Origin of the sequence: uncultured Corynebacterium sp., assembly GCF_902782855.1 — a bacterium.
GTDB lineage: Bacteria > Actinomycetota > Actinomycetes > Mycobacteriales > Mycobacteriaceae > Corynebacterium.
This window is the reverse complement of sequence record NZ_CACZOO010000028.1, coordinates 1-2,489: the sequence shown is the minus strand read 5'-3', so window position 1 is coordinate 2,489 and position 2,489 is coordinate 1. Positions and strand designations below refer to the sequence as shown.

Sequence of the window (2,489 nt, the reverse complement as noted above, 5' to 3'; positions counted from 1 at the left end):
TCTCGCCGATGATGAGGGAACTGCACCACCAGCGTTACCTGTGGGACAGTCCGGCGGTCCTCGGACGGGGCATTCTCGAGACAGACTTCGGAGTGGGGACGCCGCTGCCGGCGGACCACCCGCTGGCCGCGTGACGCACGAGGTGGCGTGAGCACGTCGGCATCACGCAACGCGAGGCTGGTCTGGAACGACCTCACGTTGCGTGCTGCTGACGTGGGGGCTGCAACGCAGGGACGGCAGAGGGTCAGCCGAGGCGCTTGAACCGGACCGACGACCATGTGTCAGGCAGGGAGATGTTGCCGTTGAGCGGCCACCCGAACTCCTCAGCGCGGGTCCAGATGCTGTCACGGTTGATGTCCGACCGGTTGCCCTTGGGGTAGCCGACCCAGATCGCCCGCGAACTCGTGAACAGGGGAAAGGCGTCGGCAAGGAGAGTGTCGAGGGCCGCCCGGTCGGCGGCGAACATCACGGCGACACCGGACGTGTCCCGGTCGATGCCGTCCGCGCAGTCGACGACGGTGACCCCCGCCGGCAACGGATCCAGCAGTGCACGCTGCTCCGGGGTCATGGGGCCGAGCAGCAGTTCACTGCCGGGCATGATCTGGAGCTTCTCGGCAATGGTGCGGGGCATGGTGGCGTCCTTCGTCGATGTGGGCGGCACGCGGCGGTGGTGACTGCGGACGCTATCGGCGATGTCCGCAGTACGCAACGCCAGGCTGGTCAGAGGCGAAAGCAGCCTCACGGTGCGTGCCGCTGACGTGGAGGACCGCCACTTACCGCGGGAACAGCAGGTGCGTCTCCCCGTCGAGCTCGACACGCTTCACGCGCACGCCGTAGACCGGCTCAAGGATCTCCGGCGTCAGCACCTCCGCCGGCGTTCCGGACGCCACGACGCGCCCCCGGTTCAGCACCACGATCCGGTCACAGTACCGGGCCGCCAGATTGAGGTCGTGCAGCACGACCGCCGACCCCGGCAGGGCGCTGACCAGCTCCAGGACCTCCTGCTGGTAACGGATGTCGAGGTGGTTCGTCGGCTCGTCGAGCAGCACGTGACCGGCCTGCTGCGCCAGCGCACGGGCGATGAGCGCACGCTGCCGCTCCCCGCCGGACAGTACCGCCACATCGCGGGACGCCAGGTCGGTCAGCCCCACCGAGCCCAGTGCGTCCACCACGATCCTGCGGTCCGTGGACGTGGTCTGCGCGAACACGCCCTGATGAGGCAGCCGACCCAGCATCACGAGTTCGGCGACCGAGATCGGGGTTCCGCCGTCGGAGTGTTCCTGGGTGACCACGGCGATCTCCGTGGAAACCTCCCGCCGGCGTAGACCGGGCAGCGGTCGGCCATCGAGGCTGACCGTCCCCGCAGTCGGCGTGACCGCACCGTACAGGGCCCTGAGCAGTGTGGTCTTGCCTGAGCCGTTCGGCCCGACCAGCCCGAGGACGCCCTCATCCGGCACGGTCAGGGACACACCGTCGACCGCGGTCACCGCACCGAAATGCACCGTGACCTCGGACGCCTCGATCATGCGGCGTCACCGGAGGCGCCGGCGTCTTCTTCGTCACCGGTGGCGGCTCGAAGATAGTCGGCGACCTTCTCCACCCCGTCGACGGCCAGCGGTGTCGGCGGCTCGGCGTAGTTCAGCATCAACGGCATGATCCGCCCGTGGCGTCCTGCGGTCGTCCGGTCGATCCCGGGCAGGGACGCGGCGGTGGAGACCATCGCATCCGCCCCGTCGTCCCCGGTCTCCGTCGAATGCAGTGTGATGATGACGTCCGGATTCCGGTCCACGAGTTCCTCCGCGCTGACCTCGAAGACCCGGTCGGACTCGTCGGCGAAGATGTTGACGCCGCCGGCGGCCTCGACGACAGGTGTGGCCATCGACCCGGCACCGTAGGCGTAGGTCGTGCCGCCACCGGGCGTCGGGTAGAGCACCGCCACGCGCAACGGCGGTCCCGGCGTCAGCGAGCTCAGCCGGTCCTGCAGTTCAGTGATGTAGGTGTCCGCCTCAGTCTCCCGGTCGAAGACGGTGCCGTAGGTCCGGATCTGGTCCCAGGCGTCGTCCCAGGCGGCGGGGCCCTCCAGCGCGCCGCAGAAGGCGGGTTCCTCGATGAGCGGGATGCCGGAGGACGCCATGGTCTGTGCGTTGATCGTGTCCGTCGAACCGAGCACCAGGTCGGCGCCGGTGGCGACGACCTCCTCACGGCTGACCTGCACATGCCCCTCCGGGTTGAGCTTGTCGGTGATCGACGGGATTCCCGCCAGGGCGCTGTTCGTGGCGTCGTCGTAGTACTCCGTGGGGAACACGCCCGCCTTCGCTGTGACCCGGTCGAGCACGCCGAGACGCTCCAGCGTGGGCACCGCCGCGCTCTTGAGCAGGGTGATGCTCTGCGGCGGCGCGTCGAAGGAGACGGTCGTGCCGCAGTTGTCGACCCGGATCGGGGCGTCCTCGCTGGTGCTGCAGGACGCCACCACCAGCGAGGACGCCAGG

At 69.1% G+C, this 2,489-nt stretch carries 3 protein-coding genes; all 3 read right to left on the bottom strand.

Going from position 1 to position 2,489, the window contains the following annotated elements:
* Window positions 1–244 precede the first annotated feature (244 nt).
* The 3 genes from QZV72_RS01215 to QZV72_RS01205 all read right to left on the bottom strand — a co-directional run bounded on the left by QZV72_RS01215 (window position 245) and on the right by QZV72_RS01205 (window position 2,488).
* On the bottom strand, window positions 245–631 hold the full coding sequence (locus tag QZV72_RS01215; RefSeq protein WP_297004211.1) for a hypothetical protein: 387 nt from the start codon (window positions 629–631) through the stop codon (window positions 245–247).
* A 142-nt stretch (window positions 632–773) separates the two neighbouring features.
* Window positions 774–1,526, bottom strand: coding sequence for an ABC transporter ATP-binding protein (locus QZV72_RS01210; RefSeq protein WP_297004208.1), 753 nt, complete (start codon window positions 1,524–1,526; stop codon window positions 774–776).
* Window positions 1,523–2,488, bottom strand: coding sequence for an ABC transporter substrate-binding protein (locus QZV72_RS01205; protein ID WP_297004206.1), 966 nt, complete (start codon window positions 2,486–2,488; stop codon window positions 1,523–1,525). The genes QZV72_RS01210 and QZV72_RS01205 overlap by 4 nt, the downstream gene beginning before the upstream one ends.
* Window position 2,489: the final 1 nt, after the last annotated feature.

What these genes read in the sequence shown, in the direction of transcription:
- QZV72_RS01215 (WP_297004211.1), bottom strand. Translation starts at nt 631, where the DNA reads ATGCCCCGCACCATTGCCGAGAAGCTCCAGATCATGCCCGGCAGTGAA.
- QZV72_RS01210 (WP_297004208.1), bottom strand. Translation starts at nt 1,526, where the DNA reads ATGATCGAGGCGTCCGAGGTCACGGTGCATTTCGGTGCGGTGACCGCG.